Origin of the sequence: Streptomyces sp. NBC_00984 (assembly GCF_045162475.1) — a bacterium.
GTDB lineage: Bacteria > Actinomycetota > Actinomycetes > Streptomycetales > Streptomycetaceae > Streptomyces.
In genome coordinates this window covers 324,410-350,117 of sequence record NZ_CP108735.1, presented here as the reverse complement: position 1 = coordinate 350,117, position 25,708 = coordinate 324,410, and the positions used below count along the sequence as shown (strand labels likewise).

Annotated in this window: 21 protein-coding genes and 4 pseudogenes; 18 read left to right on the top strand and 7 right to left on the bottom strand. The window is 69.6% G+C overall.

Annotation, left to right across the window (positions count from 1 at the left end):
- Nucleotides 1-103 precede the first annotated feature (103 nt).
- Nucleotides 104-1,051, bottom strand: a complete 948-nt coding sequence (locus OG520_RS41460; protein WP_406016739.1) for a fumarylacetoacetate hydrolase family protein — start codon at nt 1,049-1,051, stop codon at nt 104-106.
- 311 nt (nt 1,052-1,362) lie between these two features.
- On the opposite strand from OG520_RS41460, the gene OG520_RS41455 reads away from it, so the two are divergent.
- The 4 genes from OG520_RS41455 to OG520_RS41440 all read left to right on the top strand — a co-directional run bounded on the left by OG520_RS41455 (nt 1,363) and on the right by OG520_RS41440 (nt 8,035).
- Complete coding sequence (locus OG520_RS41455) at nt 1,363-1,929, top strand: TetR/AcrR family transcriptional regulator (RefSeq protein WP_331748286.1); 567 nt, start codon at nt 1,363-1,365, stop codon at nt 1,927-1,929.
- A 96-nt stretch (nt 1,930-2,025) separates the two neighbouring features.
- The gene (locus OG520_RS41450; protein ID WP_331748283.1) at nt 2,026-2,541 is read left to right on the top strand and encodes a VOC family protein; all 516 of its coding nucleotides are present in this window, start codon (nt 2,026-2,028) and stop codon (nt 2,539-2,541) included.
- Nucleotides 2,538-4,202: an FAD-dependent monooxygenase gene (locus OG520_RS41445; protein ID WP_331748280.1), complete on the top strand. Its 1,665-nt coding sequence runs from the start codon at nt 2,538-2,540 to the stop codon at nt 4,200-4,202. The genes OG520_RS41450 and OG520_RS41445 overlap by 4 nt, the downstream gene beginning before the upstream one ends.
- 254 nt (nt 4,203-4,456) lie before the next feature.
- Nucleotides 4,457-8,035: an indolepyruvate ferredoxin oxidoreductase family protein gene (locus tag OG520_RS41440; RefSeq protein ID WP_331748277.1), complete on the top strand. Its 3,579-nt coding sequence runs from the start codon at nt 4,457-4,459 to the stop codon at nt 8,033-8,035.
- A 99-nt stretch (nt 8,036-8,134) separates the two neighbouring features.
- Here the strand turns inward: OG520_RS41440 and OG520_RS41435 are convergent, their stop codons facing one another.
- Entirely contained in the window at nt 8,135-9,070 is a 936-nt protein-coding gene (locus OG520_RS41435; protein ID WP_331748274.1) for a LysR family transcriptional regulator, read from the bottom strand.
- Between the two features lie 332 nt (nt 9,071-9,402).
- Between OG520_RS41435 and OG520_RS41430 the strand changes: the two genes are divergently transcribed.
- From OG520_RS41430 to OG520_RS41395, 8 genes and pseudogenes are all read left to right on the top strand, one after another.
- The gene (locus OG520_RS41430) at nt 9,403-10,227 is read left to right on the top strand and encodes an aspartate/glutamate racemase family protein (RefSeq protein ID WP_331748271.1); all 825 of its coding nucleotides are present in this window, start codon (nt 9,403-9,405) and stop codon (nt 10,225-10,227) included.
- A gap of 379 nt (nt 10,228-10,606) precedes the next feature.
- Complete coding sequence (locus OG520_RS41425) at nt 10,607-11,413, top strand: class I SAM-dependent methyltransferase (protein WP_331748268.1); 807 nt, start codon at nt 10,607-10,609, stop codon at nt 11,411-11,413.
- Nucleotides 11,414-11,510: 97 nt separating this feature from the next.
- Complete coding sequence (locus OG520_RS41420; protein ID WP_331749533.1) at nt 11,511-12,767, top strand: SLC13 family permease; 1,257 nt, start codon at nt 11,511-11,513, stop codon at nt 12,765-12,767.
- A gap of 5 nt (nt 12,768-12,772) precedes the next feature.
- Nucleotides 12,773-13,273: a universal stress protein gene (locus OG520_RS41415; protein ID WP_331748265.1), complete on the top strand. Its 501-nt coding sequence runs from the start codon at nt 12,773-12,775 to the stop codon at nt 13,271-13,273.
- Between the two features lie 726 nt (nt 13,274-13,999).
- Nucleotides 14,000-14,470, top strand: a complete 471-nt coding sequence (locus OG520_RS41410; protein ID WP_331748262.1) for a hypothetical protein — start codon at nt 14,000-14,002, stop codon at nt 14,468-14,470.
- Nucleotides 14,471-14,503: 33 nt separating this feature from the next.
- Nucleotides 14,504-14,611, top strand: a pseudogene (locus OG520_RS41405) (AAA family ATPase); the annotation flags it as partial.
- Between the two features lie 307 nt (nt 14,612-14,918).
- Nucleotides 14,919-15,503, top strand: coding sequence for a DUF2975 domain-containing protein (locus OG520_RS41400; protein ID WP_331748259.1), 585 nt, complete (start codon nt 14,919-14,921; stop codon nt 15,501-15,503).
- Nucleotides 15,503-15,739, top strand: a complete 237-nt coding sequence (locus OG520_RS41395; RefSeq protein WP_331748256.1) for a helix-turn-helix transcriptional regulator — start codon at nt 15,503-15,505, stop codon at nt 15,737-15,739. Before OG520_RS41400 ends, OG520_RS41395 begins: the two co-directional genes overlap by 1 nt.
- Before the next feature lie 23 nt (nt 15,740-15,762).
- Here the strand turns inward: OG520_RS41395 and OG520_RS41390 are convergent, their stop codons facing one another.
- Nucleotides 15,763-17,169, bottom strand: a complete 1,407-nt coding sequence (locus tag OG520_RS41390; protein WP_331748253.1) for an IS4 family transposase — start codon at nt 17,167-17,169, stop codon at nt 15,763-15,765.
- A gap of 308 nt (nt 17,170-17,477) precedes the next feature.
- On the opposite strand from OG520_RS41390, the pseudogene OG520_RS41385 reads away from it, so the two are divergent.
- Nucleotides 17,478-17,593: pseudogene (locus OG520_RS41385) on the top strand (IS5/IS1182 family transposase); the annotation flags it as partial.
- A 34-nt stretch (nt 17,594-17,627) separates the two neighbouring features.
- Here OG520_RS41385 and OG520_RS41380 read toward each other — a convergent pair.
- On the bottom strand, nt 17,628-18,071 hold the full coding sequence (locus OG520_RS41380; RefSeq protein WP_331748250.1) for a nuclear transport factor 2 family protein: 444 nt from the start codon (nt 18,069-18,071) through the stop codon (nt 17,628-17,630).
- 239 nt (nt 18,072-18,310) lie between these two features.
- Between OG520_RS41380 and OG520_RS41375 the strand changes: the two genes are divergently transcribed.
- Nucleotides 18,311-18,853, top strand: coding sequence for a hypothetical protein (locus tag OG520_RS41375; protein WP_331748247.1), 543 nt, complete (start codon nt 18,311-18,313; stop codon nt 18,851-18,853).
- Between the two features lie 99 nt (nt 18,854-18,952).
- On the opposite strand, the pseudogene OG520_RS41370 reads toward OG520_RS41375, so the two are convergent.
- Both OG520_RS41370 and OG520_RS41365 read right to left on the bottom strand, forming a co-directional pair.
- Nucleotides 18,953-19,507, bottom strand: a pseudogene (locus tag OG520_RS41370) (1-deoxy-D-xylulose-5-phosphate synthase N-terminal domain-containing protein); the annotation flags it as partial.
- A 435-nt stretch (nt 19,508-19,942) separates the two neighbouring features.
- On the bottom strand, nt 19,943-21,496 hold the full coding sequence (locus tag OG520_RS41365; RefSeq protein ID WP_406016738.1) for an MFS transporter: 1,554 nt from the start codon (nt 21,494-21,496) through the stop codon (nt 19,943-19,945).
- 181 nt (nt 21,497-21,677) lie between these two features.
- Here OG520_RS41365 and OG520_RS41360 point away from each other — a divergent pair, with 181 nt between their 5' ends.
- The 3 genes from OG520_RS41360 to OG520_RS41350 all read left to right on the top strand — a co-directional run bounded on the left by OG520_RS41360 (nt 21,678) and on the right by OG520_RS41350 (nt 24,076).
- On the top strand, nt 21,678-22,046 hold the full coding sequence (locus OG520_RS41360; RefSeq protein WP_331748241.1) for a YciI family protein: 369 nt from the start codon (nt 21,678-21,680) through the stop codon (nt 22,044-22,046).
- On the top strand, nt 22,043-23,299 hold the full coding sequence (locus OG520_RS41355) for a DUF6596 domain-containing protein (protein ID WP_331748238.1): 1,257 nt from the start codon (nt 22,043-22,045) through the stop codon (nt 23,297-23,299). Before OG520_RS41360 ends, OG520_RS41355 begins: the two co-directional genes overlap by 4 nt.
- A 216-nt stretch (nt 23,300-23,515) precedes the next feature.
- Nucleotides 23,516-24,076, top strand: coding sequence for an SMI1/KNR4 family protein (locus OG520_RS41350; protein ID WP_331749529.1), 561 nt, complete (start codon nt 23,516-23,518; stop codon nt 24,074-24,076).
- 301 nt (nt 24,077-24,377) lie between these two features.
- Here OG520_RS41350 and OG520_RS41345 read toward each other — a convergent pair whose 3' ends face one another.
- On the bottom strand, nt 24,378-24,590 hold the full coding sequence (locus OG520_RS41345) for a DUF5988 family protein (protein WP_331748234.1): 213 nt from the start codon (nt 24,588-24,590) through the stop codon (nt 24,378-24,380).
- A gap of 151 nt (nt 24,591-24,741) precedes the next feature.
- Here OG520_RS41345 and OG520_RS41340 point away from each other — a divergent pair.
- Nucleotides 24,742-25,542 (top strand): annotated as a pseudogene (locus tag OG520_RS41340) (IS5 family transposase).
- Nucleotides 25,543-25,708 lie beyond the last annotated feature (166 nt).

Here is a 25,708-nt window from a genome sequence, read left to right as displayed (position 1 = left end):
TGACGGCCTCGGCCCCACGTGGATCCTCTCGTGTGGATCATGCCGGGCTCGCGGGGGTCCGGCATGATCCACACGAAAGACCCTGGTGCCGCGTCAGGCCGCGTCAGACCGCGTTTGCCGTGTTTTCCGTTGCTGATGAAGCAGGCCGGGCGGAAGTCCCCGACCTGCCTCGGCGGTATCCCTCGGGGGCGGCGCTCACGCGGTTGCGGAGCGTGCCGATGTGCTCGACCTCGACCTCGACGACATCGCCTGGGCGCAGATGGCGACCGGAGAATACGCCGGCTCCGCGCGGTGTTCCGGTGAGGATCACGTCTCCGGGTTCGAGGGTCTGATAGTGCGAGAGGTAGGAGACCAGCTCGGCCACGCCGTGGACGAAGCTGCTGGTGCGGTCGTCCTGGCGTACCTCGCCGTTGACCCGGGTGCGCAGCCGCAGGTCGAGCGGGGCGGTGAACTCGTCCGGGGTGACCAGACAGGGGCCGAGCGGTTTGAAGGTGTCGAAGCTCTTGGCCACGCCGATGGACGCGGTCGGATCGCCCGACATCGCGCGCTGCTGAATGTCACGCGCGGAGACGTCGTTGGCGATGGTCAGGCCGGCGAGGTGGCTCGCGGCCTCGGCGGCGGAGACGGCGCTCGCGGGCCGGCCGATCACGACGGCCACCTCGCCCTCGTAGTCGACCTGGTCGGCCGCGCCGGCCGGCAGGCGGATGTCGTCGCCCGGTGCGGTGACCGCGGATCCGGCGACCAGCTGGAAATTCGGCTCCGCGGGCAGGGCGATGTCGGACCGCCCCATCGCAGCGAACATCTCCATGGCCTCCTCCGCATGGCTGGGGTAGTTGAGGCCGACGATCAGGATCTTCCCGGGCCGGGGGACGGGGGCGTGCACCTGGACCTCGTCGAGGGCGGCCCGCCGGACGACCGGCGCCGCGCGTGCGGCGTCGACACCCGGTCCACGCAGGAGGGCGCCCAGGTCGGGGAAGGGGAGGTCGAGTAGGGAGAGCTCGCCGGGGCTCTCCTCCCTGGCGATGCCCAGGGCTGTGCTGTACAGGCGCATCACGGACTCCCACATGTTGGCGACACATTCTCTTGTTTCGAAGTCAAGAGCTTTCTTGTTTCGGAGTCAAGAGTTCATCGGTTGCCGAGTCGCTGTTCTCGAACGCGGTGGAGGGGGGGCGGGGCTGCGCCGCCCAAGGCCTTCCTGTAATCCCTGGCGGGCGTGCGACGACAGCTACAGCACCTCGCCGCGTTGTCGGAACGCCCGAATGCACCCAGTATTCGGACGTCCCTCCGCCTTGCGATGCACCGCATCCGATGCCACACGCCGACCCGCCAGGGATTACGGGGCAGCCCTTAGGGTGGGCTGCTATGCCACGGAACCGTCAACAGATCCCGAAAGCCGAGCGCCAGGCCGTCCTGGTCGACAGTGCCTGGGAGCTCTTCGCCGTCAAGGGATACAAGGGGACCAGCCTGGCCGAGGTCGGCAAGGCGGCCGGCGTCGCGGCCAACGCTGTGCGCTGGTACTTCCCGACCAAGGACGACCTGTTCGCCGCCGCGCTGGACCGCCTCTTCCTGCGTGAGCGGGAGCGCGTCGAGGCGGACCCCGTGATCGGGGGTGATCCGCGGCGGCAGCTGGTGACGTTTCTTACCGACCTGGAGTCGTATCGCGGGCTGCACCGGGAAGCGTACGACCGCATGGACGAGTCGCCGGCACTCGCCGACGTCTACTCCCGCATGCGGGAGTGGCTGGAGGGTCGCCTTCTCACCGCTGTTGCGGGCCGGCTGCCCGAGGGGGCCGACATCGCGCCCGTGGCGGACATGGCCCATGTGCTGTTCGAGGGTCTGCTGGTCAGTGCCCGGGAGCTGGACCGGTCGACCGAGGCGTTCGTCGATCTCCTCATGGAGGCGCTGGTGGCCGTCGCGGCGGCGCGCTGACGCGATCTCTTGACTGCCATACAAGAGCCTGCCTACTGTTCTCTTGTATGGCAGCCAAGAGGGTTGCCATGCCCTCGACGAGGAGGTCGTCGCCCCATGGCTTCTCCGCACAAACTCGCCCACATCGTTCTGCGCACCGGCTGCCTGTCGCCCATGACCGACTGGTACATACGCGTCCTCGAAGGCCGCGTCACCTTTGCCAACGACGCCCTTGCCTTCCTTACCTACGACGACGAGCACCACCGTGTCGCGCTGGTCGCCACCGGAGCGTCCGAACGCCCGACGGATGCACACACGGGTCTGCACCACGCGGCATTCACCTACGCCGCGATCGGCGATCTGCTCGGCACGTACCAGCGGCTGAAGGGGGACGGCATCCTCCCCTTCTGGTGCATCAACCACGGTCCGACCACCTCGATGTACTACGAGGACCCCGACGGCAATCACATCGAGCTCCAGATCGACAACTTCGCCACCGAGGAAGCCCTCGACGAGTGGTTCCGGTCCGGGGCCTTCGAAGCCAATCCGATCGGCGTCGCGTTCGACCCCGACGACCTGGTGCGCCGCTTCAACTCGGGTGAGTCCTTCGCCGAACTGGTCAGGCGCGCATGACCGGCATCGACACCCCGGTCGTCATCGTCGGAGCCGGCCCCGTGGGGCTGGCCACCGCGCTCGTCCTGGGCCGGCACGGCGTCCGCAGCGTGGTCTTCGAACAGTACGACGGGATCAATCCGCACCCCAGGGCCCATGTCGTCAACACCCGGTCCATGGAACTGTTCCGCACCTGGGGCATCGCCGACGCTGTCCGTGCGGACGCGGTCGACCCGGTATCGGCCGGCACCATCCTCTGGAAACAGACCCTCGCCGGGGAACCACTGGGCCGGATCGACCTCCTCGAAGGCCCGGAGGACCAACTCCTGCGCCGGATCCACGCCTCCGCCGAGCAGCTCATCTCCTGCGCCCAGGACCGTGTGCAGCAACACCTCCTCGACGCGGTCCTCACGCAGGGCATGGCCACCGTGCACTACAGCACCACCGTCGTGGAGGTGACGGACCACGGCGATCACGTCGACGTCACCGTGGAAGGCGCGGGCGAGCGGCGGATCCTGCGCACTCGTTACGCCGTGGCGGCGGACGGGGCGACCGGTGGCCTTCGCGACACGCTCGGCATCGCGATGGACGGCTCCGCGGTTCTCGGCCACCAGCTGAACATCTACTTCCACGGCGATCTGTCCCCGTGGACGAGGGAGGACCCCGCCCTGCTGGTCTGGCTGATCAACAGTGCCTCCCCGGGGCTCCTCATCGGGATGGACGGTGTTCGCCGGTGGACCTTCCAGCGGAGCTTCGACCCGGCTGTCGAATCACCGCAGGACTACCCGCCCGAACGGTGCGCCCGGATCATCCGGGAAGCCGTCGGAACCACCGAACTCGACCTGGACATCCGCTCCGTGGGGCCGTGGACCATGACGGCCCGGACCGCCGAGACGTACCGCAGCGGCCGTGTGTTCCTCGTGGGCGACGCGGCGCACCAGTTCCCGCCGACCGGCGGCCTGGGGATGAACAGCGGCCTCGCCGACGCGGACAACCTGGGCTGGAAACTCGCCGCCGTGCTGCGGGACGGTGCTTCCGACGCCCTGCTCGACAGTTACGAGCGTGAACGCCGTCCCGTCGCCGTCGACAACGCCCACCACAGCATGCTCAACGCCATCAAGATGGCCGAGGTCGGGATAGGGCCCGAGACGACCAGGATCGCCGCCCGCCTCGAAAGCGCCGACCCGGCAGTCGCCGAGGCGGAACGCCGACGGATCGCGCAGGCCATTCCTTCGCAGCGCCCGCACTTCGACGCGCTCAACCAAGAGATCGGATACATCTACGGAGCGGCCCGGCACGCCGACGACGCCCCGCTCTCGGCCACCGACCACGCACCGACCGCCGTCCCCGGAGCACGACTTCCGCACGCCTGGATCGAACGTGACGGGGAACGGGTGTCCACACACGATCTCCTCATCCCGGGCTTCACCCTCATCACGGCACCCGGGGGAGCCGACTGGGCCGATGCCTTCGCGGAGACCGGGGAGGGCGTGGCGAAGCGGACTGTCGTGATCGGCCGGGACGTCACCAGCCCGGACGGCCACTGCCCCGAGCTGCTCGGGATCGGTGAGGACGGTGCCCTTCTCGTCCGGCCGGACGGCCACATCGCTTGGCACAGCGCCGAGGGATCATCCCCTGCCTCCGCACTTGCCGCCCTGGTCGACGCCGCCGACAGGCCCTAGCCCGGCGCGGGGCGGGTGAGGGGCGCCGGGCCGCATGCCCGGCGCCCTCCCGGCCCTTGCTCCCGGCCGCCCTTGTCCCGGCCTCCTGTCCCGTTCGGCGGCACGGCCCGTCCGCCGACGGGCCCCCGCTCGGCGGCACGGCCCGTCCGCCGGCCCCCCGCTCGGCGTCCTCTCCACCGCGGCGTTCCGACGTTCCGGCGTTCCCGCCCGGAACACCCGGAAGGCCGACTCCTCGTCCGCCCCGACGACCACAGATGCCCACCCGGAGGAACGCAGTGGTGAACCCCCAGAAAGCAACCGGCTCCCGCCCCACGCTCCAGGATCGATACGTACGCGAAGAAGGCACCCTTCACCTCACCGGCATCCAGGCCCTCGCCCGCCTGCCGCTCGACATCCGTCGCGCCGACCGTCGCGAGGGCCGCGACACCGCGGGATTCGTCTCCGGATACGAGGGTTCGCCGCTCGCGGGATACGACATGGAACTCGCGCGCTGCGGCTCCCTTCTCGACGAGTACGACATCGTCTTCCGCCCCGGCGTCAACGAGGAACTCGCGGCGACGGCCGTCCAGGGCACCCAACTCGCCTCGGCGCAGCCGGACAAGCGCGTCGACGGCGTCACGGCCATCTGGTACGGCAAGTCCCCGGGCCTCGACCGTGCTTCGGACGCCATCCGGCACAACAACCTGATGGGCACCCACCCGGACGGCGGCGCGCTGGCCCTGGTCGGCGACGATCCCGCCGCCAAGTCGTCGACCGTCCCCGGCGCCTCCGAACCGCTCCTCGCCGACCTGGGCCTGCCCACGCTCTATCCGTCCGACCCGCAGGAAGCCCTCGACTTCGGGCTGCACGGTGTGGCGATGTCCCGGGCATCCGGACTGTGGGTGGCGCTGAAGATCGTGACGGCTGTCGCGGACGGTTCCGGCACCGTCGACGTGAGCGCCGGACGGGTGTCACCGATCGTTCCGGACCTCGCGGTCGACGGAGTGCCGTACCGCCACACCGTAGGCAGCCGGATGGTGCAACCGGTCCTCGGCGATCTGGAACGCAGCCGGGACGGCGCCCGCCTGGAGATCGCCCGTCGCTACGCCGTCGCGAACAACCTCAACCGAATCGCCAGGACGGGTCCTGACGACCGCATCGGCATCGTCGCGGCGGGCAAGACCTTCCTCGACCTCCGCCAGGCCCTGCGCATTCTCGGACTCGACGACGCCGGACTGGAGCGGTGCGGTGTGCGCCTGCTGCACCTCGGCATGATCCACCCGCTGGAACCCACGGTCGTCGAACGGTTCGCGAGGGGACTGCGCCACATCGTCGTCGTGGAGGAGAAGCGGCCTGTCATCGAGACCGCCCTCAAGGACCTGCTCTACGGCCGCCGCGACCGGCCGGCCGTCTTCGGCAAGCGCGCACCCGACGGTTCGGCCCTGTTTCCCCTCGACGGAGAACTCGATCCCGACACCGTTGCCGCGCGGCTCGCGCCCCGGCTGAACGCACTGGGTGAATTCCCCACCGTACAGAGCTGGTTGGAGACCGCGCGGGCAACGACCCGGCGCAGGGCCCTGCCACTCCTGCCCCTGCTCACCCGCACCCCCTACTTCTGTTCCGGCTGTCCCCACAACCTCTCGACCAAGGCACCCGAGGGTGCCGCCGTCGGGGCCGGGATCGGCTGCCACGCCATGGTCACGCTCATGGACCCCGCCCAGGCCGGGGACGTGATCGGCATGACGCAGATGGGGGGAGAGGGCGCCCAGTGGATCGGCATGCAGCCGTTCCTCGAACGCGACCACCTGATCCAGAACCTCGGCGACGGCACCTTCCACCACTCCGGCAGCCTCGCCATCCGCGCTGCGGTCTCGGCCGGGGTGAACGTCACCTACAAGCTGCTCTACAACTCGGCGGTGGCCATGACCGGCGGACAGCAGCCCGTCGGCGTCATGCCCGTGTCCGCGATAGCCCAAGGCCTCCTGGCGGAGGGCGTCAAGCGGATCATCGTCACGACCGACGACGTCAAGCGCTACCGGAAGGTCACGCTTCCGAAGGGCGTCGTCGTCTGGCACCGCGACCGGCTGCCCGAGGCCCAGGAGCTGCTCGCCCGTACCCCCGGCGTCACCCTGCTCGTCCACGACCAGGAATGCGCGACGGAGCTCCGACGCAAGCGCAAGCGCGGCCTGGTGCCCGAACCCACCGAACGCGTGATGATCAACGAGCGGGTGTGCGAAGGGTGCGGTGACTGCGGACAGCAGTCCAACTGCCTCTCCGTACAGCCCGTCGACACCGAGTTCGGCCGCAAGACCCGGATCGATCAGTCCTCCTGCAACAAGGACTATGCCTGTCTGGCGGGGGACTGCCCCGCGTTCCTCACCGTCGTCCCCGCCGACACAAAGCCTGCCTTCACCCCCGTCCCGATGCCGGACGGCGCTGCCCTGCCCGATCCGGAGCTTGTCGTACCGGCATCCCACACCACCCGGATCACCGGCGTCGGAGGCTCCGGCGTGGTCACCCTCGCCCAGATCCTCAGCACCGCGGCCTCACTCGCAGGCCTGCACGTCCGGGCCCTCGACCAGACCGGCCTGGCCCAGAAGGGCGGCGCGGTGGTCTCCGACATCAAGATCACCAAGGAGGCGACGGAACAGGCCGGCAGAGCGGCCCTGGACGAGTGCGATCTCTACCTCGGCTGTGACCTGCTCGTCGCCGCCGAAGCCGGACAACTGACGACGGCCACCCCGGTGCGAACAGTGGCGGTCGTTTCCACGGCAGAGGTCCCGACGGGACGGATGGTGATCGACCCGGAGGTGTCGTTCCCGCCCGCCGAGCCTCTCAAGGAACGGATCCGGGCGGAGTCCAGGGACGCGATCTTCCTCGACGCGCGCCGGCTCGCCAATGACCTGCTGGGTGAGGACCAGTTCGCCAATCTCCTGCTCACGGGCGTGGCCTACCAGAGTGGTGGGCTGCCGCTGCCGGTCCATGCCATCGAGGAGGCGATCACCCTCAACGGTGTGAAGGTCGAGGCCAACCTCAAGGCGTTCCGTCTCGGCCGCCAGGCCGTCGCCGACCCCGAGGCCTTCGCCGGCCTCCTGGCGGGGCGCGCCGCCGCACCGAAGCCGGGGCGCGGTCTGTCCGCCGAGGCCCGGCACACCCTCGAACTGGTCGGGGCCGCCCCCGGGTCGGAGCTCGCCCGGCTCCTGGCGGTCCGGGTACCGGACCTCATCGCGTACCAGAACGCTGCCTACGCCACGAGGTACGCACGCTTCGTCGAACAGGTACGTCAAGCAGAGGGCGAGCGTGTCCCCGGCTCGACCGCACTCACCGAGGCCGTGGCCAGGTACCTGCACAAGCTGATGGCGTACAAGGACGAGTACGAGGTGGCCCGGCTCTCCCTCGACCCCGAGGCCGAGCGGGCGGTGACGGCCCGCTTCGGGGACGGCGCGCGGATCTCCTACCGTCTGCATCCGCCCGTACTGCGGGCACTCGGAATGACTCGCAAGATCGAACTCGGCCCCTGGTTCAAGCCGGCCTTCCACGCTCTCGCCGCGATGCGCAGGCTCCGTGGCACCCGCCTGGACCCCTTCGGAGCGGCACGTGTGCGGCGTACGGAACGGGCCCTGGTCGTCGAGTACGAGGCCACGATCACCGAGGTCTGCCGGAACCTCGACGAGGGCAGCCATGGCTTGGCCGTCGAGATCGCCTCACTGCCCGACACAGTGCGCGGCTACGAGGAGATCAAGATGGCATCAGTGGCGCGATACCGGACCCGGTCCGCGGAACTCGTCGGTCGGCTGTCCTCGGGACGTGAACGTACGGATGCCCACACGGCGGCATCCCCGGACGTGTGGTGACCCGGTCCGCGACTCGCACGTCGGCGAGCTCGGCCACCGCCTCCTCCGCGAGCACCTTGTCCGTGGATCCGGCCGCGATGACCGCAGACGCGGCGGCGTTCAGCGCGGAATCACCCAGCCCGGCGTCCAGGTCCCGGCGGCGTCGTGGCCGGCCGCTGTGGCGGCGAGGTGGGCGCGGAGGGTGGCCAGCGCCGGGTGGGGGTTGTCGCGGTGCCAGAGGAGCGAGTGCGGGTAGACGGGCATCGGGTCGGTCACCGGGATGCGGCGCAGGCCGTGGTCGGCGGGCCAGATGAGGCGGGACTGCCCGCCCATGAAGGTGGCCAGGGCCGGGGTGTCGGCGATCGTGTCGAGGAGCGCGTCGGAGCCGAAGTTGGGGCCGGTCGCCTCGATGGTGAGGCCGAACTCGGCGACGAGGTCGTCGTAGTAGGCGGCCCACTCGGTACCGGGCACGATTCCGGGCATCCAGATCCGGTGCCCGGCGAGCTGAGCGACGGTCACCGACCGGGCGCCCGCCAACGCATGGGCGGGCCCGGTGAGGAGCTGGAGCGGCTCGTCGAGCACCCGGACGGACTCGATGTCCTCGGGAAGGGGCCGGCCGGGCACGGCGACGGCGCGGAACGACGCGTCGATCGCACCGGACCGGATGGCTGCGACGGCCGCCTCGATGTCGAACAGCATCAGCACGTCGAGTTCGATGTCGGGGTGCGCGCGGTGGAAGCCGCGCATCAGGCCCGACTGCGCGCTGCGCGAGGCGATCACGTCGACGCGCAGCGGGCGGCGACCGGTGCGCACGGACGTGACCGCGCGCTCGCCGACGCGCAGCAGCTCGCGCGCGTGGGGCAGGAACGCCTGCCCGTCGATGGTGAGCTGGGCGCCGCGCGGAGTGCGGGTGAACAGTTGCACGCCGAGGTCGCGCTCCAGCGCGGCGATGCGCTTGGAGACGGCCTGCTGGGTGACCGCCAGCTCGGCGGCGGCCTCCCGGAACTGCCCCGCGTCGGCGGCGGCGACGAAGGTCCGGACGGTGTCGAGGTCCATACCGAAACCCTATGGGTACAACCGATGGTTGTGGTCGGCGGCCCTTTGATTGTCTCATCCCTTGATACTGCGCTCGCTTTGCTGCTTCCGATCACGGATTGGTTGTGGCGGCGAGCGGCGAGCGGCGAGCGGCGAGGGGCCTCGGGCATGAGACTCGGACACCGGCTGGGGCGGCGGATATCTCCGAACTGTCGCAGGCATCGCCGTGGCGTACGTTCCGCCGAACGCTTCGCAGAGCTGAACGCGGACCACTCACCGCTGGGAGGCCCGCCCCCACCGCCGCCTGTGACGGACCGCCATCTGCGCCAGTGGTCGGCTGGTAGCTTGACTCCATGATGGTGGCATTGATCGACTCAGGGCTCGGCCTCCTTTCCACCACAGGATGGCTTCGGCACCTCGCCCCGGAGCTCGATCTGCTTCTGCTTCTGGACCCCGACGGCGCCCCCTGGGGATCGAGAACTGCCTCCTTCGTCACGGACCGTCTGTTCAGTGCCGCCCAATTGGCGGTCCAGCGAGGTGCGGAGGCCATCGTGGTTCCCTGCAACACCGCCACCGTCACCGCGATCGACGCTCTGCGTGAGAGTTTTGAACCCCGTGTGCCTGTGATCGGAACCGTGCCCGCCGTGAAGTCGGCCGCAGCGGTCGGCCAAGGCATCGCCGTGTGGGCAACCGTCCGGACCACGGCGAGTGACTACCAGGATCGCCTGATCGCGGACTTCGCGAACGGTCGGCCTGTCGCGCGTGTCGCATGCCCCGGTCTGGCCGAGGCGATCGACCACGGAGACATGTCCGCAGCCGCAGAAGCGATCACCGACGCGGCCGAGCGGACCCCCCGGAATTGCGACTCCGTGGTGCTGGGATGCACGCACTACCCCCTGGTGGCACCAGCGATTCTGCAGAGCCTGCCCACCGGAACCACCCTGTACGACAGCGCGGAGGCAGTCGCCCGCCAAGCACTTCGGCGATTGGACCGAACCACGGAACCGCACAGCACCACGGGTTCCATCGACGTGGTACTCAGCGGTCGCCGCGGAAATCTCCCAGCAGGCGCCCACGCCTACCCGGTGGGTCGCGCCCTTGCCGCCGCAGCGCGGGTGCCCCGCGGCATTCTCATCTCCGCCGCAACTTGTGCCTCGATGAATGCTCCGGCGATCTGAGAAAGCCCCGCAACCTTTACAGCTTGTCGGCCAGGCGTGCAGCCAATCCGGTGCGCGGTTGAGGCCAACGCGAGCGCTTGGGCGTCCGGGCAGGCCGGAGGCAGCGTGGCTACGTACGGCAGGGGAGGCGAGCCCAGCGGTACCTCCCGGGCCCGGTGACACCCCCCCAGGTCATCCGTTCGACAGGGGGACACAGCCATGTCGGGCCCAGAGGCCGGCGGCCCTCTTGCAGGAGAGCGAAGAAGATAGCGGGGACTCGAAAGAGCGTGGCTGCCGTAGGGGAGCAGTGGGTCTCCCAGGCGAGAGAGAGCGTGCTGGAGCGTGTCGAGGCACCGAGGTGACCGGCACCTCCGGGGAATCAGGCACGGTAGTCTCAGCCATGCCCAAGACATCAGTGGCGCACTTCTACGACGAACTGGCCGACGACTACCACCTGATCTACCCGGACTGGGATATGAGCATCCGCCGGCAGGGGGACGCTCTGGACGCCCTGATCGGCCAGGACCGCGCGGCGGTCCTCGACTGTTCCTGCGGCATCGGCACGCAGGCCATCGGCCTGGCGCTGCGCGGGCATCAGGTCACCGGGACCGACCTCAGCCCTCGTGCCGCCGCCCGCGCTGTCCGTGAGGCCGCCCGCCGGAACCTGAGCCTGCGCACGGCCGCCGCCGACATGCGGCGCCTCCCGTTTCCCGATGGCCGGTTCGACACGGTCGTCTGCGCCGACAACTCGCTGCCCCACCTGCTCACTGAGCAGGATGTGCACGCCGCCCTGGCCGAGATGCGCCGCGTGCTGCGCCCCGACGGCCTGCTGCTGGTCAGCACTCGCCACTACGACGACCTGCTGCGCGACCGCCCGACCTCGACGCCTCCACAAGTCCACAGGAACGTCGACTGCGCCGACGGAGAAGAACGAACCGTCACCTTCCAGCTCTGGCACTGGCACGACGACGGCGAGCACTACGACCTGGAGCACTTCCAACTCCTTCCGGCAGGCGGAGACTGGCGCGTCCAGGTCCGCCGTACCACCTACTGGGCGCTCGGCCGGGACCGGCTGGCCGGCCTCGCAGCCGAGGCCGGGTTCGTCGACCCCGAGTGGCGGATGCCGCAGGAGACGGGCTTCTTCCAGCCGCTGCTCGTGGCCCGCGCCCGCCGCCCTCGCTCCCAGTGGTCCACCTGGAGTCCCTGATCAACTTGAGTGAAGCCGGATGGTCCGAACTTCTCGGTGCCGCTGCCCGGCTCGACCTGCTGCGGCGCCAGGATTCCACTCCGGAAAGGCTCAGACCCTGAACGCCTCACTCGCAGAAGCACTCTCCGTCGTCCTGCTCCTGGCGGTGCTGGCCTGCGCGGTGATCCGGCCGTGGGGCTGGCCGGAGGCGGTCGTGGCCGTTCCCGCCGCCGGGGTGGTCATCGCCACCGGCGTGATCTCGCTCGACCACGCGGCGGCCGAGGCCGCCCGGCTGGGCCCGGTGATCGGCTTCCTCGCGGCCGTCCTGGTCCTGGCGCAGCTGTGCGACGACGAGGGTCTGTTCCACGCCTGCGGTGCCTGGATGGCCCGCAGAGCGTCCGGCCGTCCCCGCCGCCTGCTGGTCCTCGTCTTCGTGACCGCCTCGCTGATCACCGCGGTCCTCAGCCTGGACGCCACAGTGGTGCTGCTGACCCCGGTGGTGTTCGCCACCGCCGCCCGCCTCGGCGCCCGCGCCAAACCGCACGTCTACGCCTGCACCCACCTGTCGAACACCGCCTCGCTGCTGCTGCCGGTCTCCAACCTGACCAACCTGCTGGCGTTCGCCGCCAGCGGCCTGACCTTCGCCCGCTTCGCCGCCCTGATGTTCCTGCCCTGGCTGGTCGCCATCGGCGCCGAGTACGTGGTGATCCGCCGCTTCTTCGCCACCGACCTGGACGCGGGCGCCGAGGCCCCGCCCACCGACGAGCCCCGCGAACTGCCGCTGTTCGCCCTGCTCACGGTGGCGGGCACGCTGGCGGGCTTCGTGCTGACCTCGGCGGTCGGCGTCAACCCGGCATGGGCGGCGGCCACGGGCGCGGCCGTCCTGGCGGCCCGCGCCCTGGCCCAGCGCCGCACCACCCCCACGGCGATCGTCCGGGCCGCGGCCCTGCCGTTCTGCGCCTTCGTGCTGGCGCTGGGCATCGTGGTCCGGGCGGTGGTCGACAACGGCCTCGCGGACGCACTGGGCCACCTGGTGCCCGGCGGCACCGGCCTCCCGGCCCTCCTCGCCATCGCGGCACTGGCAGCCGTACTGGCGAACGTCATCAACAACCTGCCCGCCGTCCTGGTCCTGCTGCCCCTGACCGCCCCCACCGGCCCGGGTGCTGTCCTGGCAGTCCTCCTCGGGGTGAACATCGGTCCCAACCTGACCTACGCCGGCTCGCTGGCCACCCTGCTGTGGCGACGCATCCTGCGCGAACACGACACCGACGTGGACCTGGGCGAGTTCACCCGACTCGGTCTGTTCGCCGTGCCCACCTCCCTGCTGCTCGCGGTGGTGGCACTGTGGGTCTCGCTCCAAGCGATCGGAGGCTGAACACCATGACCGTCATCGTCTGGATCGTGGAGGGCACCTGGCCCGCCTGCGTCGACGCCGCCCGCACCCACGCGCCCGCGGACGCCGACCTGGTGCTGCTCCATGTCACCGGCCACGAGGTGCCGGGCGCCGCGCACGGTGCCTACGCCGGACTGCTGGGCCGCGCACGCCCCGACCGCGACCCCGGCACCGCAGTGGAACACCTGGCCGCCGCCTCCGCCGAACAGCTCCTGGCCAGAGCGGCCGAGCGGCTGGGACGACCGTGTACCCGGCAAGAACGCTCGGGCCGCGTCGAACGGGAAGTCGTGGCCGCCGCAGAAGGCGCCGACCTGCTCATCCTCGCCCGCGACGGCGACCGCACCCACCTCGGACCCCGCAGCCTCGGCCCCGCCGGCCGTTTCGTCGTCGACCACGCCTCCTGCCCCGTCCTGCTGGTCTGGCCGGAGACCGCACCCAGTACGACCACCATCCCGCCGCCACTACTCCACCCGCCGCACCACCGCTAGCCGCGACCAGGCCGGAGTCCTCCACCGACCCGGGTGCGGTGGGAATGTCCGATCGGGCACAGAAGTGACCACTGCCTGCTCTTCAGTCGGTGTGGCGCGCAGCCGCCGACCTCGCCCCGGCAACGCGGACCGCCGCCGTCCATGCCCACAAGCAGGCCGCGATGCCGGAGCTGTTGGAGGGCCGTGCGACTGGCCCGGCGATGTGGCTGCGCACGCCGGAGCAGGTGCCTACGAGCGGCCCGGGAGCCGTGCGCGCCGGGCCGCCCCGGCCGCGTGGACGACTGCTCGCGGGCGCGGCGATCGCCCTGCTGCTCGTGCTGCCCGACCTGTGGTGGCAGGTGCGGCATGGCTGGGCCATGTTCGAGATGACGCGGGCACTGAATGGTGAGCACGGCGGCCCGGGGAACATTCTCACCTGGATCGTGGGGCAGCTCAGCATGTCCTCTCTGGCGATGACGGCGCTGTGGGTGGTGGGCTTGCGGTTCCTGTGGCGGTCCGGCCGACCGCTGTGGCGGTGCCTGGTGACCGCGTACGCCGTGCTGTTCGTGCTGTTCGCCGTGACGACCGGAGCACAGGTGTACTACCTGGGCGGGCTGTACGTGTGTCTGCTGGCGGCCGGTGCGGTGGGACTCGACGGGTGGCTGCACTCCCGCCCGGACCGGCTGCGCGGCCTGATGACCGTAACCGCCGTCTCGGCCGCGCTGTCCGCCGTGATCGCGCTGCCGGGTGCTGCCGCCCTCCGCCGTGGCCTGGACGTACGGCATCAGCCCGATATCGGGGGAGACCCTGGGCTGGCCCCAACTGGTCGGCACCGTGCGGCAGGTGTGGACCGGGCTCCCGCCCGGACAGCGTGTGAACGCGGTGGTCTTCGCGGCGGACTACAGCGAGGCCGGCGCCATCAACGAACTGGGCCGCAGCACCGGGCTGCCCACCGCCACGGGTGCCCAGAACACCGACTGGTGGTGGGGCCCCGGCAACCCGAACGCAACGACCCGTCGTGGCCGTCGCACCCGCCCCGACTACGCCCCCGGGTACGCCGCCCACCTGCGTCAGTACTTCCGGCACGTCCGCATAGCCGCCACTCTTTCCAACCCCAACGGCGTGCACAACATCGAATGGGGCGGCCACGTCTACATCTGCACCGGTCCCCGCCGCCCCTGGGGCGAGGCGTGGCCCGAACTGCGCAACTACGCGTGACGCCCCCACCCCGCGGTATGAGGGATTTCCCGTGACAGGGCGGTCAAGGACCGGATGACTTGCCGCGGCTTCCTCGCCGAACCGCTGATGGCCGAGGGCGACCACCGGGTCCGCCGCCGCTCGGAACGGCGGATCAAGGCTGACGATGTTGTGCACTGCGCAGGCCGTGACGGTGGCGTTTGCCGGAGTAGTTCCGCCGGTTACGCCGGCGCCGCACCGCTCCGGGCGGCGTCCCTGGTCACAGGCGGGTGGCGAACTGGTCGTTGCGGGATCAGCGTCACCGCTCGTCCGCCCACCCGCCCGGGTGTCGGCAAGGCCGAGGCGCGTTCGTCGGCGAGCTGTTGGCTCATCCGCGAGCTGTTGGCTCATCCGCAGCGGCCATGTACTTGTCGAATATCGATATGCTCCTCTATCTTGGGCATATCGAAAATCGATGGGGAGGGATGTAATGAACACGCGACTCACGAGGACCCTGGCCTCGGTGACCTTTGCGCTGGCGGCGCTCTGCGGGCTCGCTTTCATCGGCACGGGGGTCACGCACCTGCTCGACGACGGGGCGGTCTGCGTGCAGACGGACTTCTGGCACAACGCCTCACTGGCAGACCCACTGCCGGTGGGCACGGACGTGAAGGTGTCCAGCAGTGCCACGCGCCTCTGCCAGGACAGTCCCTCTGGGGGGCAGCGCGCCGCCGATCTCGGTGGCGAACTGCCCTGGCTGCTGTTCGGTGCGCTCGCGCTGCTGCTCTTCTCCCGGCTGCTCAAGGCCGTCCTGCTGCAGGGGCCGTTCACCGAGGCGGTGGCACAACGGCTCTCCGTTCTCGGCTGGTTCGTCACCGTGGGTACGCCGCTGGCGGGCCTCGTCGTCGGCTGGTCGCAGTCCTGGCTCGTCGGGAGCATGGCGCCGATCGTGGGTTCTGAGCCGACGGTCTCCGGGCCGCTGGTGCTCGTCCTCGCCGGCCTCGCCGCAGTGATCATGGGGAGGATCATGCGTGAGGGCGTGCGCATGCGAGAGGACCTCGAAGGGACCATCTGATGCCCGAAGAGGAATCTCACGCGATCCGGATCCACCTCGACCGCCTTCTCGCCGAGCGCGGCATGACACTTACCGAGCTGTCCGCGCAGGTGGGTATCACCGTCGTCAACCTGTCCGTACTGAAGAACGGCCGGGCCAAGGCCATCCGCTTCTCGACCCTGTCGAGGATCTGCGAGGTCCTGCGGTGCCAGCCGGGAGACCTGATCACCCACGACCCCTCCAAGCCGGGTCCATAGCCGACCACTCCAACACCGTTGCGTTAGGGCCGTGAGCGGCTGCTGAGGCCGTGGGCGAAGAATGCAACGGTGGTGTGGACGGTGTAGTTCTGGGCCTTCTGGGGGTGCTGTCCGGCGTTCGGGCCGTACTTGCTGGTGGGGTTCTTGCGTGTGCGGGCCTTCACTCGTTGCCGTCGGTGGGCGGGCAGGAGGTCGCCCAGGGCGGCGTGGCCGATCGTGCCGACCAGGTCGATGAGGGTGCCGGGGAAGATTCCAAGGCCGGCGGTGACGGTGTCGGTTGCGGCGGCCAGTAGGACGGTGAAACTGATCCGTTCCATGGGTACTTCCGGCCGTCCGGTCAGGGCGTCGTCGCCGGCACGGATCAGAGCCTGGTAGGCGGTGAGCAGGGCGTAGACCTCCTGGTCGAGGCCATCAATGCTGCGGGAGCGCAGGACGCGGCCGTCGAGCATCGTGGCCTTGATCGAAAAATACGTAGTTTCCGCCTGCCACCTGCGGTGATAGAGATCAACGAGCTCGGCGGCCGGAAAACGGACGGGGTCCAGCAGATTTGTGATCAGCCGCCACTGCTCGGTGCGGACGGTGCCATCGGCCAAGGTGACGGTGAGGGTCGCCTCGATCACGCGCACCGGCAGCAGTACCCGCAGGACGCCGTAGCCGATGCGGGCGATGTAGGAGCCGTCGCCCAGGTGCTCGGCGGGGGTGGGGACGCGGCGGGCCCCGGAGCGCACCAGGAACCGGGCCCCACTCTGATGGACGGCATCAAGGAACTCGTTGCCGTCGAAGGCCGCGTCGGCCAGCAGGAGCATCGTCTTGTCCAGGGCGGTCAGAAGCCGCTTGGCATAGGGGAGTTCACCCTCGGACTCCGGTCCGAAGGCGGCGGCTATGAGCGCGCGGGTGCCGCACTCGACCAGGGCCAGCAGCCGCAGGAGCGGATAGCCGAACTCCAGACTCTCCGCGGCCCGCTTGGGGTAGCGCCAGGTGAGCGTCTCGTCGTCGGGGGTGTGCAGCAGGGTCCCGTCGACAGCCACCGTGCGCAGGCCCCGGTAGAAGGACCCGGCCTGCCCGGGGCGGGCGACGGGCCCGGCAAGCGTCTCGAACAGACGCCGCAGGGGTGCAGCCCCCACCCTGCGCCTGGCCCGCGTCAGCGAGGAGACCGCAGGATGCACCAGGGCCAGCGGGGTCAGGGCGGTGGTCAGCTTGGACCACACCGTGCGGTACGAGCGGTGTTCGAACAGTGCGAGAGCGAGCACGAAGTACACCACCACCCGCGAAGGCAGCAGCCGCAGGCGCTTCTCGCGCCGACCGGTCTCCTCCAGCACCGCGTCCACCAGCGCGAAGTCCACGATCTGGGTCAACTCCCCCAGATGACCCGGCGCGAAAACACCCCGGGCTGTCTCGATCGTGGACGTGATGACAGACTTCTCCTGCAACGGGACCCCTGACCTTGACCGACTTTCTTCGCCGATCGTTGATCTATCAGGTGGTCCCGTTGCGCTGTTCAGCAGGGCTTGACGTACAGCTCAGGGGCCAAACGCAACGGTGTTGCCGACCACTCTGACAGACGATCTCCCCCGCAGACTGCCGCCCACGACCAGCGGGAGCACCCGGAAGACCGTCACGCCATCCCTCTGACCTGCGACTTCAAGTTGGCGAAGGCTCACTCTCCCCGCACCGGTCCGCGCGCCGACGATGCCGTGCACTCCGACCCGGCCGATTGCCCTACGGTGTGGCCTGTTCGGAGTGCGGCATCAATCAACTCAAGAGGCACCGGGCGGTACCCACCCGCTACGAGAATCTCGCCGTCCGCTACAAGGCCACTCCACTGTCCTCGTAGCGGCTATCAATGAGTGGCTGTGGGCAGCATCTTCGCAAGTGACCTGGTGGCCCTTCACCGATGCTCCTCGTCGAATGCCTGGGCGACGGCGAGGCTGTCCTCGTAGACATGGTGCCGGGTGACCAGGCCGTCTTCGATGGTGAGATGCAGAGAGAACCGCGCGCGATACGCACGTCCGGTGGGCCGGGCGGTCTGGCGGATCTCGCCGAGCACGACCGCGTCGTTTCCGTCTATGAGGATGCGCTCGACCTCAGTCGCCACGTGCTCCGGCAAGTGGTGCTCGGCAAGCTCGCGATAGTGGGCGGCCGCGTCGGCCCGGGTGGACCGGTGACGGATCCACGGCGTGGCAGTTCGGCCGTGCTCGGTCTCCGGCCAGTTGAGCTTCCAATCGCCCTGCTCGGCATACAGTTCGGCGATGCGCTCGGGGTCGCCCTCGCTGATTCTGCGCAGCAACTCCTCGACCATTGTGCGTGTGTTCGTAGATGCGGCTATGGACATGGCTGACCTCTCCGTCCTGGTCCGCGTCCTCCGACGCGGAGAGATCGCCAATCCTGCCAGCGCTGGCAGGCCGAGACGATTGCTCAAGCCGGCCGCCGGCGGACCGGCGAAGGTCCGGCCGATTGTCTCCGTGGCGTGACGGTTGTCACTGTGCGGTCACGGTCGGCGGTCGGTGAAACCCTTACCCAGGGTCCGGTATCTCCCTTGGTGTCAGCCAATCTTCGTCGCAGAGGATGCTCATGAACCACCGTTACGTCTCCGCCGCCGTCGTCCTCACCTCCGCCGCCGCGCTCCTCGCCGCCGCGGGCGGGCCTTCCGGCGCCAGCCCGAACCCGGCGGCAAGCACCACGGCCGTGTCCACCACGGCCGGTTCAGCCACCGGCAGTCCGGGTACGCCCACCGCTGCCGACGCGCAGGCCAGGACCAAGGGGGCTGCAGCCTGGCAGCCGTGCTACCTGCCCACGGGGTACAAGCACTTCTTCGAGCTGGAGTCCGCCAAGAACGTCCACGGCAGCATCGTCGTTCGCGTCACCCCGGAGACGTGCAACGTGAACACGGAGAACGACGAAGACGTCGTCTACACCCCAACGGGAGCGGCCCGGTCGTATGTCTTCGCCGCAGGCGCCTCCGTCAAGGTCTTCAGCGATATCGACACCACAACCGTGAAGTCGGTCGCCCCGAAGTGGCTGGTGAACCACAAGCTCACCAACACCCCGCACTTCTACTACCGTCTCAACGGCCAGCGCCAGATCACTGCCATGCAGGAGATCTACCACCCCTAGGACTTGTCCGGGCGATCGTGGTGGAGGTCGGCCGGGGCAGTCAGACATCATGCGCCGGTGAGTATCGTGGTCAAGTTCTTCGTGGCGCCGGATGACACGTCAGCGGCTCTGGCGTTTCAAACCGGGCCGGGACGTGCATTCGAGCCCCACTCGTTCGGCAACTTCGATCCTGAGGAGGCCGTCGTCGAGTGGGAATGTCTCCTTGTCGGCGGCAGCTTCGAGGAACTTGTCCAAGCCGGTGAGCCACGTATCGTTGCTGGTCAGGATGATGACGGGTGCGTCGTGTTCGCGATCTCGCCGCGTCTGCTCACCGCCCTCGCCGGGGCCGAGCGGTCCCGGTTGCGTGATGTCGCCGCATCGTGGGTCAAACAGCGTTCGGAGGACGGTGAGGTGGTCGAGGCTGAGATCGCCGACGAGATCGTGAGTGCTGTCGGTCTTGAGGGTGTTCAGGGTGTTCAAGTGGTTCGCGAGGGCTACGGGGGCAGGGGCGTAGGAGTGGCCGTTGTCGTTGAGCACGATGATCACCGGCCCGTCGGGGGCGGGACCGAGGCTGTTGAGACCTTCGAACGCCGGCCCGCCCGTCAGGGCCCCGTCGCCGATCACCGCGACCACCGCCCGGCCGGTCCCGCCGCCCAGGTGGCGGGCCTTGCCAAGGCCTTGCGCCTGAGGTCTTCGTCCTGCATGACCACCTCACCCCACCTCACCCCGGCCCGCATTGATCTCCCCCAGCGCCGCACCCCGCGCCTCGATCAGGGTGCCCGCGCCGGATTCGACAGGAAGGCCGGCCTCACGCCGCTCCGTGATCGTGTCCGCAATCCGGCAGCGGTTCTGAGTTTCTTTGCCCAGGTCCCGACCGGATGTCCCTCCCGCATCGCGGTGGCGGGCGGCAGGAAGTGCCCGTGCACGGGGCCGTCCACGGACGGGCCGCGGACAGGCCTTCCTCGAACGCGACGTTCTGGTGAGAGCACACCTCCGACGGTCGTCATCTGGGTGTCGGCACGGCGCATTGGGCGAGGAACCGCAGGTGGAATGCTTCTTCGGCCGCAGCGATGACCCGCTCCGGGCCGGTGCGGAGGCGCCGGGCGCCGGTCAGCCCCGCTGGGATCGGCGGTGCACCCGCAAGAACCACACCGCAAGGCCCGCGAAGATGACCGCGCCGACGACGCCGGCCACCTGCAGCCCGGCGGTGAACGCGTCGTGCGCCGCGCGCAGCAGGTCGGCCGCAGCCCGGTCGGGAAGCTGGGGCGCCGCGCCGACCGCGCCGGCCAGCGTCTCCCCGGCCGGGCGCGCCGCTTCCGTGGGCAGCCCGGCCGACGTTGCGTCCGCCACCGGGTCGGCCATCCGCTGGTGGTAGAGGCCGGCGCCTGCCGCGCCGAGCAGCGCCATGCCCAGCGACGCGCCGAAGAAGTTGCTGGTCTCCGACATCGACGCGGCCGAGCCGGCCCGCTCCGCCGGCACCGCGCCCACGACCACGCCGATGCCGAGCGCGAACAGCGGACCGGTTCCCAGCGCCAGCACTGCCACCCCGACCGCCAACGGCAGTGGCCCGCCGCCGGCGCCGACCTGGGTGATCAGCAGACAGCCCAGCACCGAGCCGGCCAGCCCGACCGCGATTGCGGCGGACGTCGTCAGCCTCCGGCCCAGCGCCGGCGCCAGCATCGTGCCCAGCCCCACGGCCAGCCCCATCGGCGCGAACCACAGCGCCGCGGTGCTCGGCGACAGGTCGAGCACACTCTGCAGGAACTGGGTGCCCAGCAGCGCGGTGCCGGCCATCACGAGGCCGGCCAGCACCAGCGCGCACAGCACCGCGGTGAAGGTCGGGTTCCGGAACAGTCGCAGGTCCAGCAGCGGCGTGGCCAGGCGCAGTTGCCGCCGGACGAACAGCGCGCCGACGCCGGCGCCGACCACGATCGCGACCACCGGCAGCGCCGGGCCGCCGCCCTCGGGCACGGCCAGTCGCTTGATCCCGTAGACGATCGGCAACACGGCCGCCATCGACAGCGCCGCGCTGACCAGATCCAGCCTGCCCCGGTCCGGGTTGCGGTACTCCGGCAGCAGCACCGGCCCGGCCACCAGCACCAGCAGCATCACCGGCGCGGCCACCAGGAACACCGAACCCCACCAGAAGTGCTGCAGCAGGAACCCGCCGAGCACCGGCCCGACAGCGGCGCTGGTGAAGTTGCAGGTGGCCCAGATCGAGATGGCCCGCCCGCGCTGCCGGCCGTCGGCGAACATGCTGGTGATCAGCGCCAGCGTGGACGGCATCAGGGCGGCAGCGGCCAGGCCGAGCAGTAACCGCGCCGCGATCAGCATCGTCGCGCCCGTCGAGAACGCGGCCAGCACGGACGCGGCGCCGAACCCGGCCGCGCCGATCAGCAGCAGCCTTCGTCGGCCGATCCGGTCGCCCAGGGTGCCCATCGTGATCACGAACCCGGCCGTCATGAACCCGTAGCTGTCGGTGATCCACAACTGCTCGGTGCCGCTCGGCCCCAGGTCCGCAGTCAGCCTCGGCAGTGCCAGGAACAGAACGTTCATGTCCAGGCCGACCAACAGGGTGGGCAGTGCCAGCAGGGCCAGGCCGAGCCAGGCCCGCCGCCCGGCGCGGTCCACGGCTGGTGCCGTCTTGGTCGTCGTCGTGCTCATGGGGCAACCTCCTCTGGGTGGATCGTCGCGGTACGGTCGGAGCCGCTCGACGGATCTTGACCCGCGACGGCAGAAATATTTGATCTGCTGAATTTGTCGCCGGTATGTCAAGACCGTTCGGTCCGCGACGACCACCCGATGACGGGGCCCGAACGGGCGCCGCGACGGTGAGGAGTTGGACATGAAGTTCCTGCTGATCATGCACATCAACCCGGCCATCATGGAGGAACTGACGGAGGCCGAGCGCCAGGAGATCATGGACGGTCACGGCACATTCATGAAGACGACCCGCGAGTCCGGCGAGATGATCGGCACCGAGGCCCTGGCCGACCCGTCCCAGAGCTCGGTGGTCCGCGTACGCGACGGTGTGCCGGTCGTCACCGACGGCCCCTACCTGGAGGCCAAGGAGTTCCTGGGCGGCTACTACCTGGTCGACGTCGCGAGCAGGGACCGCGCGCTGGAACTGGCCGCGATGATCCCGGACGCCCGGTTCAACGGCCTGGGCATCGAGGTCCGCCAGGTGATCTTCTCCGGCGGTCCGACCGCGTGAGTGCCGACCGCGCCACCGTCGAGGGCCTGCTGCGCGCGCTCGCGCCGCAGGCCCTCGGCGCGCTGGTGCGCCGGTACGGGCAGTTCGACCTGAGCGAGGACGCCGTGCAGGAGGCGCTGCTCGCCGCGGCGACACGCTGGCCGGCCGAGGGCGTCCCGGACAACCCGCACGGCTGGCTGACCACAGTCGCCGGCCGCCGCCTGGTCGACCAGATTCGCAGCGAACAGGCCCGGCGCCGGCGCGAGGACGCGGTGGCCGCCCGGGAGCCGGATCCGACGTCGCCCGGCCCCGGTGAGGACACCCCGGCCGACCGGGACGACACCCTCACTCTGCTGTTCCTGTGCTGCCACCCGGCGCTGAGCCCGGCCTCGCAGGTCGCGCTGACACTGCGCGCGGTCGGCGGACTGACCACCGCGGAGATCGCCCGCGCCTACTTCGTGCCGGAACCGACCATGGCGTCCCGGATCAGCCGGGCCAAGCAACGGATCAAGGCCGCCGGCAGCGAGTTCACCATGCCGGTCGGGCAGGACCGGGCGGACCGACTGAGGGTCGTACTGCACGTGCTGTACGTGATCTTCAACGAGGGCTACATCGCCAGCTCCGGCGACCGGCTGCGCCGCGACGACCTGGCCGCCGAGGCCATCCGGCTGACCCGCCTGCTGCACCGGCTGCTGCCGGACGACGGCGCGGTGGCCGGCCTGCTGGCCCTGATGCTGCTCACCGACGCCCGCCGGGCCGCCCGCACCGGCCCACACGGCGAGCTGATCCCGCTCGACGAACAGGACCGCTCGCGCTGGGACCGCGGTCGCATCGTCGAGGGCGTCGCGCTGGTCACCGACGCGATGACCCGCTCGACGCTCGGCCCCTACCAGTTGCAGGCCGCCATCGCCGCGCTGCACGACGAGGCGCCCAGCACCGGCGAGACCGACTGGCGCCAGATCAACACGCTGTACAAGATCCTGGAGCGGCTCTCGCCGAACCCGATGGCCAGCCTGAACCGGGCGGTGGCGGTCGCCATGATCGACGGACCGCAGGCCGGCCTGGCCCTGCTGGACCATCTGGCCGCGGATGACCGGATCACCGACCACCACCGGCTGCACGCGGTCCGCGCACACCTGCTGGAGATGGCCGGCGACCACCCGGCGGCCCGGGAGTACTACCACCGCGCCGCCCACGGCACCACCAGCCTGACCGAGCGCCGCTACCTGGAAACCCGCGCCGCCCGACTGACGCCACGTCCCGCCTCCGGCTGACCCTTCGTCCTCGACCAGGGGCATCGACACCTCCACCGCCATCGACTCGATGCTCTTCCGGTCCTGCTCCTGGGCGCCATCACCGAGTTCGCGTACCCCTTGATGTCCGGACGCACCATGGACGGCCTCGCCGCCGCCCGCGCCCGCACCGGCAGCCAGAGACCCAAGCTGATGTGCTGGGGTCGCTGTCACTGCTGGCTGATACCAATAGGCCGCATGAACACCGAGCACGCAGACCCTGACGACCTCGCTGCGATTCGTGCGGCCTTCGACATCGACGACGGCGGTGAGTCCGCGCTGGGTTGGGAAGCGGTGCAAGCCTTCGAAGCGGAGCACGGCATAGTCCTGCCGGAGCCCTATCGGACCTTCGTTGCGGAGGTCACCGACGGGTCGCACTCCGGGCCGCCGGATTATGGGTTGGTGGGACTGGCAGCGCTGCCCGCCGACTGGGGTGATGGCCGGGACGAACGCGACCTGAGTCGGCCCTTCCCGCTCACCTCGAGTTGGCTGTGGGATGAGGACTCAAGGCCGTCGGAGGAGATTGAACCGATCCTGGACCAGATGTTCAATCACGGGACAATCGTGCTCGGGACAGACGGCTGCGGTATGTACTGGCATCTCGTCGTCACCGGCCCGCATCGCGGACACGTTTGGTTCATCACCGGCGAAGGGGCGACTCCATTCGGAGCCGGGTTCGGGTTCACCACGGCTGAACCCGGATTCGCAGGGTGGGTCGAGCACTGGGCTGCCAACAAGCCCTGGTTCGACCTGGAATGATGCGTAAATGATGCTGATCACGGTCGGCCTCCGCTGCCGGAGTTGACTCCACTACCTGGGCCGGCGCCAGGCCCGCCCCGACGCGTTCCGCCGGCCTCGGGTTCCGGCCCGTCGGGACCGCTGCCGAGCGAGTACGGCCCGTTCCCGAGGTGGTGCGGACAGAGACAGGCAGCGGTCCGGTACGGTGCCGGGCCGCTGCCTCGTGGATTGTTTCGTGTCGCCGGCCGGAGCTGACCGATTCCGGTCGCGTTCGGTCTGTTCGGTCTGTTCGGTCTGTTCGGTCTGTTCGGCCTTCTTGGTTCTACTCGGCGACGTAGGCGCGGCCGCTCCAGGCGAACACCTGGAGCTCCTGGTTGTCTTCGACGACGGTCTCGTCGGTCGGCTCGAAGTGCTCGTACCGGTTGCCCGAGAGCACCTTCACCTTGAAGTTCGTGTTCGCGACGTAGCGCACGCGGTCCTCCTCGTGGATGAGGAACGTAGGACCACCAGTGAGAATGACGTTGGGATTCTCCATGACTGCCGTCTCCTTCGGCGCAGGTGCGGATTGTTCGGAAGTCCTCATTGCTTCGGCTTGGCAGTAGGAGGTGCTTCGCTGCGCGCAGGATCGGTGGTTGCTCTAAGACGTCATCTCATTTGGCTAGTTGAGTAGGCTGTGGCTCGTGGGGATTGTCGAACGGCTGGTGCCGGATGAACTGTGGGAACTATTTCAGCGGGTGGTGCCGGAGGCGCCGTCGCGGCCTCAGGGCGGTGGACGGCGTCGGCATGGCGACCGTGAGGTGCTGGCCGCGATCGTGTTCGTGGCCACGTCGGGCTGCACGTGGCAGCAGTTGTCGTCGGCGTCGTTCGGGCCGTCGGGGGCTACGGCCCACCGAAGGTTCTCCGAATGGACAAGGGCCAGGGTGTGGGCCGAGCTCCACCGCCTGGTCCTCGACGAACTCGGTGCCTGCGGCGAGCTGGACTGGTCCCGCTGCGTGATCGACTCGGTCAACATGCGGGCCCTGAAAAGGGGGACCTGACAGGTCCGAATCCTGTCGACCGGGGCAAGTACGGCTCGAAAATCCACTTGATCACCGAGCGGACCGGTCTGCCCCTCTCCGTCGGACTTTCAGGGGCGAACCTGCACGACAGCCAGGCCCTGATCCCCCTCGTGCAAGGGATACCGCCGATCCGCTCCCGCCGCGGGCCCCGACGGCGCAAGCCCGGAAAACTCCACGCCGACAAGGGCTACGACTACTCCCACCTGCGGCGATGGCTACGCGGACGCGGCATCACTCACCGCATCGCCCGCAAGGGAACCGAGTCCACACAGCGACTCGGCCGCCACCGCTGGATCATCGAACGCAAAATGGCCTGGCTTCGCGGGCTGCCGCCGCCTCCACCGCCGCTACGAGCGCAAAGCCGAGCACTTCCGCGCCTTCACCAGCATCGCCTGCACCCTCATCTGCTACCGCAGACTCGCTAAATGAGATGACCTCTAAAGGGGCTGTGCTGCCGTGGGGAGGGTGGATCCCCTCTCTCCGTTACTCCATATGAATGATTCATCTGCTTATGCCCTTGCCGGTCGTACGCCCGCATGGGTCACTGTCGGTATCGAACCGGTGGGTCGTCCATCCCAATACTGGGGAAGCGTGG

Bases quoted from the DNA above. Each gene is read 5' to 3' on its own strand.
- OG520_RS41460 (WP_406016739.1), bottom strand. From the start codon at position 1,051: ATGCGCCTGTACAGCACAGCCCTGGGCATCGCCAGGGAGGAGAGCCCC.
- OG520_RS41345 (WP_331748234.1), bottom strand. From the start codon at position 24,590: ATGGAGAATCCCAACGTCATTCTCACTGGTGGTCCTACGTTCCTCATC.
- OG520_RS41365 (WP_406016738.1), bottom strand. From the start codon at position 21,496: ATGAGCACGACGACGACCAAGACGGCACCAGCCGTGGACCGCGCCGGG.
- OG520_RS41450 (WP_331748283.1), top strand. From the start codon at position 2,026: ATGGCTTCTCCGCACAAACTCGCCCACATCGTTCTGCGCACCGGCTGC.
- OG520_RS41445 (WP_331748280.1), top strand. From the start codon at position 2,538: ATGACCGGCATCGACACCCCGGTCGTCATCGTCGGAGCCGGCCCCGTG.
- OG520_RS41425 (WP_331748268.1), top strand. From the start codon at position 10,607: ATGCCCAAGACATCAGTGGCGCACTTCTACGACGAACTGGCCGACGAC.
- OG520_RS41440 (WP_331748277.1), top strand. From the start codon at position 4,457: ATGCCCACCCGGAGGAACGCAGTGGTGAACCCCCAGAAAGCAACCGGC.
- OG520_RS41400 (WP_331748259.1), top strand. From the start codon at position 14,919: ATGAACACGCGACTCACGAGGACCCTGGCCTCGGTGACCTTTGCGCTG.
- OG520_RS41380 (WP_331748250.1), bottom strand. From the start codon at position 18,071: ATGTCCATAGCCGCATCTACGAACACACGCACAATGGTCGAGGAGTTG.
- OG520_RS41375 (WP_331748247.1), top strand. From the start codon at position 18,311: ATGAACCACCGTTACGTCTCCGCCGCCGTCGTCCTCACCTCCGCCGCC.
- OG520_RS41430 (WP_331748271.1), top strand. From the start codon at position 9,403: ATGATGGTGGCATTGATCGACTCAGGGCTCGGCCTCCTTTCCACCACA.
- OG520_RS41415 (WP_331748265.1), top strand. From the start codon at position 12,773: ATGACCGTCATCGTCTGGATCGTGGAGGGCACCTGGCCCGCCTGCGTC.
- OG520_RS41455 (WP_331748286.1), top strand. From the start codon at position 1,363: ATGCCACGGAACCGTCAACAGATCCCGAAAGCCGAGCGCCAGGCCGTC.
- OG520_RS41360 (WP_331748241.1), top strand. From the start codon at position 21,678: ATGAAGTTCCTGCTGATCATGCACATCAACCCGGCCATCATGGAGGAA.
- OG520_RS41350 (WP_331749529.1), top strand. From the start codon at position 23,516: ATGAACACCGAGCACGCAGACCCTGACGACCTCGCTGCGATTCGTGCG.
- OG520_RS41395 (WP_331748256.1), top strand. From the start codon at position 15,503: ATGCCCGAAGAGGAATCTCACGCGATCCGGATCCACCTCGACCGCCTT.
- OG520_RS41435 (WP_331748274.1), bottom strand. From the start codon at position 9,070: ATGGACCTCGACACCGTCCGGACCTTCGTCGCCGCCGCCGACGCGGGG.